Here is a 6,838-nt window from a genome sequence, read left to right as displayed (position 1 = left end):
TTAAGGTATTGATAGGCTGCCGACCGGCGATCTGACCTACTATGTAGCAGAGTGCATGGAATTTCCAAACCTCGAAGAAATTCACGATAACCTGTCTTTGGAGGAAGCAATCCGTATTTATCAGGAGATTCGGCAGAACGAATGAACGGGATCAAGGGCATTGGTTTTGAACTGAAAGACGGAAGCGATTATGAAGGACCGTTTCCGATTTTGATGGGCAGACCATTGACCTGGACACTATTCAGGCAATCGACTATTACCGTGACAATCCGCTGGTACAGAAAGCGGTAAAGGAACTGGCTGCGGCAATGCCGGAAATGGAAGTGCTGGGGGCGGACGCCAATCAGCAGGAGGCTTTGTTTCTGATCGACAATGCCGTCTCTCTTCATATCCAGTCCTGTGACAGCGGCTGGGGCTATACCCTTTACGATGCCGCATCCATGAAAGAGTTGGACGGTGGTCAGCTGGATATGCCGGAGATTTCCCGCATGAAGGCAGTTCTCCAGATTTGTGATGACAACGATTTGGACAGAGACTCGGTCAAATGACGCACCGTTGTCCATGATTGAGACCTTGCAGGAAGCTGCCTACCAGCAGATGCAGGCAGAGGCCAGTCAGATGGCTGCTTCTTTCCAGCGCTGCCGGAAGCACAGGAGCAGGCGCTGGATGAATACCCAACGCCGGATGAGCAGGTCTCTACACCGGATATGCAGGAATACGGATACTCCTATAGATGGCGATGCTCCCTGTTACCAGAGAACGGGCGCTGGAACTGGATGCCGCTGGTTTGACTGTCTATGTGCTGCATGAGGACAATACGGAGAGTATGGTATTTGACTCGCAGGAAATCATGGATCATGGCGGCCTTTTCGGTGTGGACCGTGAGGAATGGGAGAAAAGCCCTCAGTTCCACGAAAAGGTCATGGAGCGCCAGGAACATCAGCAGGAACGGGAACAGGCATTTCTTGCTCAGAACAGAGATTGCTTTGCCATCTATCAGGTGAGCCGTGACGATCCACAGAATGTGCGCTTTATGAATCTGGACTGGTTAAAGTCCCATGCCATTTCCATAGACCGCAGCAATTATGATCTCATTTACACTGCTCCGCTGAGGGAGTCTGGCACGGTACCGGAGCAGCTGGAAAAACTATATGAGCAGTTTAATCTGCAAAAACCGGCGGATTTTCAAAGTCCTTCTATGAGTGTCAGTGACATCGTTGCGATCAAGCAGGATGGTAAGGTATCCTGTCATTACTGTGACAGTGTTGGTTTTACCCAGATCCCCGGATTCCTGCCGGAAAATCCGCTGAAAAATGCGGAGATGGCCGTGGAGGACGATTACGGCATGATCGACGGTATCATCAATAATGGCGCAAAAGAGCCTACGGTGGCAGAGCTGGAACAGCAGGCCCGCAGCGGTCAGCCTATCTCCCTCATGGACTTGGCTGATGCCGTTCATCGGGAGGAACGGGATAAGAAAAAATCCGTTGTGGATCAGCTGAAAAGCCAGCCCAAAGCGGAACACAAAAAGACAGCACCCAAAAAGAGTGCGGAAAGGGAGATTTGATATGGGAAACTTTACTTTTGAGGAAATGAACCTGATGTGCATTTACAATACCGGCAGCCGCACCGGACTGATCGACAGCCTGCGTGAGATGCGCGGCGAGCTTTCGCCGGAGGAAACAGAACTGAGAGAGCTAACCGACAGCGCCCTTACGAAGCTCTGTGCGATGACCGATGAGGACTTTGCCGAGTTGGAGCTGTACCCCGATTTTGACCAGTAAACCTAAAGCTGTTCTTTGTGGGGACAGAAAGCTATTTATTCTACTATTTTTTCAAGTAGAGTTTTACAAAAAAAGGATGTAACTCCTTGACAAGATGATGTATAATGTACTTTATGTAAATTAGAAAGCACTAGGGAGTTTTAGAAATATGAAAAAGCTAATAGAAGTATCATTAAAATCTATCATTTTCTTTGTTGGATGGGCAATTTGCGCATCAGTTATACCAATTCCTGAGATTGACAATGCAGCGCTGTGGAGATTTTTTGCAGAACTAATACCGTTTTTGGCGATTGTTGTTATGACCGTTATTTTTTGGTTTGTAGATCGTAAAAAAACCAAGTTACATCTCGCACAACGCCCCGTCTATAACAGTTTATTAGGAGGGGTAGTGGGACTAAGCTGGTTAGGTATATCTGTCGGTATTTTGCTTTTTGCCGGGTCTGCACGGATAGAAGATACTAATCATATTTCTATGCTCTGGCTCTGGATACTATCAGCCTTTATCAACACAATTATGCAGGAAATGTTAGTTCGTGGTTATCTATATCAGATGATAAAGAGAAACTACAATGTAGTTGCGGCAACTGTTGTGTCTACCATGCTATTTACTTTGGCACATGGAGGTGCTTTTGAAGCAGGAATTCTCCCTGTTTTGAATGTTTTGACAATGAGTTTGTTTATGACAGCAGTTTTGGAATATACAAATTCTTTGATTGCACCTATAATCATTCATTTTCTCTGGAATAGTGTAGGAGCAATTATTTTGGGAGGAGTATCACTTGCAGAGGACTATCCGCATTTGTTTAATATGACATTCGGTGGCGATCAACTGCTATCTGGTGGAATTTATAAAATTGAAGGCAGTGTTGTAGTATTTGTTTTGAATGTGCTTATGATAATTGGATTTATTGTGGCAAAGAAAAAGAAGAATATTGCATGAGAAGCCACAAAGTAGCAAGCAGGAAATCGTTCAGGTTTCCTGCTTTTCTTTTACCCAAAACCGAAAGGAGGACAGAATACCATGCCAACCAAAGCTGAACTATATGCACAGATGGCGGACAAAGTGGCAACACAGCTCACGGGGAGCTGGCAGGAATGGGCAGGGTTTCTCACTACTGCTTCCCGCCTTTACAAGTACCCGTTCCATGAGCAGCTGATGATCTATGCCCAGCGACCGGATGCCACCGCCTGTGCGGAGTACGATTTGTGGAATGAAAAGATGGGCCGTTATGTAAGGCGCGGTTCCAAGGGAATCGCTCTGGTGGATGATTCCGGGGACAGACCTCGCCTGCGTTATGTCTTTGACATTTCCGACACCGGAACCCGTGAACATTCCCGCACTCCCTGGCTGTGGCAGTTGGAGGAGCGCTATCTGGATTCCGTGCAGGCCATGCTGGAGCGCACCTATGATGTTTCCGGTGAGGATCTTGCCGGACAGCTCACCGAGGTAGCCGGAAAACTGGCCGAGGAATACTGGACGGAGCATCAGCAGGACTTCTTCTATATCGTTGACGGTTCCTTTTTGGAGGAATATGATGAGTATAACATCGGAGTGCAGTTCAAGGCAGCCGCCACCGTCAGCATCACTTACGCTTTGATGTCCCGCTGTGGACTGGAGCCGGAACGCTACTTCGACCACGAAGATTTCATGGCGATCTTTGATTTCAACACCCCGTCCACCATCGGGGCGCTGGGAACAGCGGTCAGCCAGATCAACCAGCAGGTGCTGCGGCAGATCGGCGTTACCGTCCGAAATGCAGAGCGCGAAGCCAACCAAGAAAGGAGCAAGCAAGATGAACAATCCCATGACCTACATCCAGAACGGAGACTATCAGATTCCCGACCTGAAGCTGAGCCAGCAGCCGGAGAAACCCCTGGGCAAGTACGGCAGGATGAGGAAAACCTACCTGAAGGAACACCGTCCCATCCTCTACAACCAGATGTTGCTGAGCGAGAAGCTGTACCCGCACCTCATCGAGATCGACGAGACCGCCCAGAGCAGACTGGAACAGATGATGCTCCAGCTGGCGAAGGAAGCGGGAGCCACCGAGGAACTGAAAGCCAGCGATCCCATGAAGTGGGTGGGCCTGATGAACACCTGCAAAGCCCAGGCAGAGGAGATCCTGATGGCGGAGCTTATCAACAGCTGACCCTAAACCTGTTCCTCTCCGAAGCGGAGCAGATCCAATCCATAGATGAAGCAGAGAATGTAGCGCATACATCCTCTGCTTTTTCTTTTGCCCAAAATGATATTGACCATGTGCTGCGTTTGGGAGGCAATACAGATCGTCAGAGGGAGCGTGTGGTTGCAGCATTTGAAAAGCAGAAAACCACCGCTGAGATTGCCGAGATACTGAAAACGCTGTACCACGGCGGCAACGGCCTTGGCAGCGTGAGCGTATGGTATGCCGAGGATGGCATCCATCTTTCCCACGGGAAGTCTGTCCGTTATGACAGGTCTGCCCAGGTCATTTCCTGGGAGAGTGCCGCAGAGCGCATCGGGGAACTTTTGGAAAGTGGCCAGTTTGCCTCCAATGTGGAGCTTGCAGAAGCGGCAGGCTATGAACGCTCCCTCCTTGCAGAAAAACTTTGGCATCTGTACCACGATTTCAGCGATAAAGCCAGAGATTCCGGGTATCTGTCCTGTCTGTCCGGTATTCAGAGAACCGGGTTCCCGGAAGAAACTGCATGGCTTGCCGAGCAGCTGAGTGACCCGGCTTTCCGCCAGACCCTCAAGGAAGAATACGCCGCCTTCTGGACTGCCTATCAGCAGGACCGTGACCTGTTGCGCTTTCATTACCATAGGCCAAGGGAAATTTGGGAGAACCTGAAGGATCTTGACCTGCCACGCAGAACTTTTTCTTCGGACCTTTCCCAAGTGCCAACCGTCCAGCATTTCATTACCGAGGATGAGATCGACGCCGCCATGACCGGCGGCAGCAGTTTTGCCGGAGGAAAGGGCCGTATCTATGCGTTCTTCATGGAAAACCATACGGATAAGGAAAAAGTGAGATTCCTTAAAGACGAGTATGGCATTGGCGGACGCTCTCATGCCCTGTCCGGCGCAACACACAGCGGCGAAGATCACGATGGGAAAGGACTGCACTATAAAAAGCAGGACTGCCCGGATGTTCACTTGAACTGGGAAAAGGTTGCCAAGCGCATTACTTCACTTGTCCAGAAAGGCCGCTATCTTACCGAACAGGAACAAGCGCAGTATGACAAGATCCAGGCTGAAAAGGATCTGGCAGAAGAAGATGCCATTCATGCCCAGCAGCCGGAGATAGAGGAAGAAACGCCAAAGCCTACCCTTCGGGAGCAGTTTGAGCAGTATAAGCCTGTGGTGACTGCCGCCATATCTGAGGATGTGGCATATCGAAATGCCTGCGGTCATTCCGACCGTGAAAATGCTGTCATCGAGGGCAATGCCGCTGTGCGCCGTGCGGTTCTTGGCTCTAAGGATATGGAGCTGATTCGGCTCTATTCCGATGTGCCGGAGTTCCGTCAGCGTCTGCACCGGGAAGTGATCGACGAGACCTATCCAAAGCTCCATGAGCTTCTGCGCCCTCTTTCTCAGGAGGATATTGATACCGCCCTTTGTGCATGGAACGGCAATATTGAGAGTAAACACGCTGTTGTCCGCTATATGAAAGACCATGCAAGAGAAAAAGATACCGCCGCATGGCTGGCTCAGGAATACGGCGGCAGTAACAGCAACAGCCTGTTTGTTGTCCGTGCCGGCAGCCCGGAGGAAACGCAGCTGCCCTGGCCGAAGGTACAGCGCAGGCTTGCCCAGCTCATTCAGGAGGAACGGTTCTATACCGAAGAAGAACAGGATCGTTTTGACAACATCGACCCAATCGCCATCCGGGAAGCTCTGGAGGAAAGAGGGATTGTCAACGGCCAGGTGGCAGACCCGGAAAAACTGGACAATGATCCGTTTATCCAACAGGTGAGGTCAGATGCAGAGCAGATTGCAGATGCCGAGACAGAGCAGACTTCCGAAGTTTCCATTTCCGATGAGGAATATGACGCAGTTCGCCGCCCAATTCCGCAAAGAACCTCCTATGACCCAGCCGCCCCGGTCTATGCCGTGGGCGATACCGTGTATATCGAGGATGACGCCTATCAGATCACCGAGCTGCGGGAGGACACCGTACAGCTTCTGCCCACCGGGATGGTATATCCCATCTACCGGGCAGAGCGCAAAGAACAGTTCGAGCAGCTGCTTCGGGCAGACCGCCGCAATGCTTACTATACCGAGTTTCTTCCTATTGACCCGGACAAGGCAGAACAAGACTTGCGGGATGTATTGGCTCATGGACTGATGGATGAAGCGGATAAAAAGCAGATTTCCACGCTGCTGCAATCCGGCAGGAGCAACAGCGAGATCGCCTACTGGCTGAGCAGAGCCTATTCCGGTGAGATTGAGACACTGAATCTGGAGACCGGCGATATTGTCGATTACCGTACCACGGCACAGGGCATAGAACTGGAAGTCATGGATGCAGAGGAAAAGCGTCTGGCTATGCTGTATTTCCGCTGGGATGAGGTTGCGTCTTTGCTGCGCGGGATGTATGCCCGTCAGCAGGACGGTTTTGGACAGGAACAGCCCCAACCGGCTACCGAATCCCCGACCTTCCATTCCGAGACCATGGCCGTCTATCCGGGCGATAAGAACAATCTGCCTTATGATGTGGTGGTGGAACGACTGCATATCGAGGAGCCGGAGCCGCCAGCCCCTGTGACTGAGCCGGAGAAAACCTTTGAGGAAGTGCTGGACGAACACCCGGTTTCCATTCAGGTCAATGGCCAGTGGCAGACCTTTCCCAATGCCAAAGCTGCCGAGGAAGCCTCCTATGAGGAATACAAGGCTAACCTGCGCCGCAATGCAAAAAACTTCCGCATTACAGATGAGCATTTGGGTGAGGGCGGTCCGAAAGCCAAGTTCCAGGCAAATGTCAATGCGATTCGTTTGCTGAAAGAGCTGGAAGCTGCCGGACAGCAGGCAAGCCCCGAACAGCAGGAGGTTCTTTCTCGATATGTGGGCTGGG

The 6,838-nt window shown here is 50.9% G+C and carries 4 protein-coding genes and 2 pseudogenes; 5 read left to right on the top strand and 1 reads right to left on the bottom strand.

Translation table 11 applies throughout. The annotated features are described in order from the left end of the window. Positions 1-19 precede the first annotated feature (19 nt). From AC075L_RS00030 to AC075L_RS00020, 3 genes and pseudogenes are all read left to right on the top strand, one after another. A pseudogene (locus AC075L_RS00030) lies at positions 20-1,567 on the top strand (YodL domain-containing protein); the annotation flags it as partial. Position 1,568: 1 nt separating this feature from the next. After that, positions 1,569-1,784 (top strand): transposon-transfer assisting family protein, encoded by a 216-nt coding sequence (locus AC075L_RS00025; RefSeq protein WP_177675512.1) that lies wholly within the window; start codon positions 1,569-1,571, stop codon positions 1,782-1,784. Positions 1,785-1,932: 148 nt separating this feature from the next. Further along, on the top strand, positions 1,933-2,724 hold the full coding sequence (locus AC075L_RS00020) for a CPBP family intramembrane glutamic endopeptidase (RefSeq protein ID WP_177675514.1): 792 nt from the start codon (positions 1,933-1,935) through the stop codon (positions 2,722-2,724). Positions 2,725-2,823: 99 nt separating this feature from the next. On the opposite strand, the gene AC075L_RS00015 is transcribed toward AC075L_RS00020, so the two are convergent. Next, entirely contained in the window at positions 2,824-3,591 is a 768-nt protein-coding gene (locus tag AC075L_RS00015) for a hypothetical protein (protein ID WP_457799208.1), read from the bottom strand. On the opposite strand from AC075L_RS00015, the gene AC075L_RS00010 reads away from it, so the two are divergent. Continuing rightward, the gene (locus AC075L_RS00010; RefSeq protein WP_438273053.1) at positions 3,590-3,934 is read left to right on the top strand and encodes a TnpV protein; all 345 of its coding nucleotides are present in this window, start codon (positions 3,590-3,592) and stop codon (positions 3,932-3,934) included. The genes AC075L_RS00015 and AC075L_RS00010 overlap by 2 nt on opposite strands. Beyond that, a pseudogene (locus AC075L_RS00005) lies at positions 3,862-6,838 on the top strand (SNF2-related protein); the annotation flags it as partial. The gene AC075L_RS00010 and the pseudogene AC075L_RS00005, both read left to right, overlap by 73 nt.

The sequence above is a fragment of the Blautia sp. ZXY-1-B12 genome, from assembly GCF_056339915.1.
Note: the sequence above shows the minus strand (reverse complement) of the source record. Positions and strands in the feature narration are given on the sequence as shown.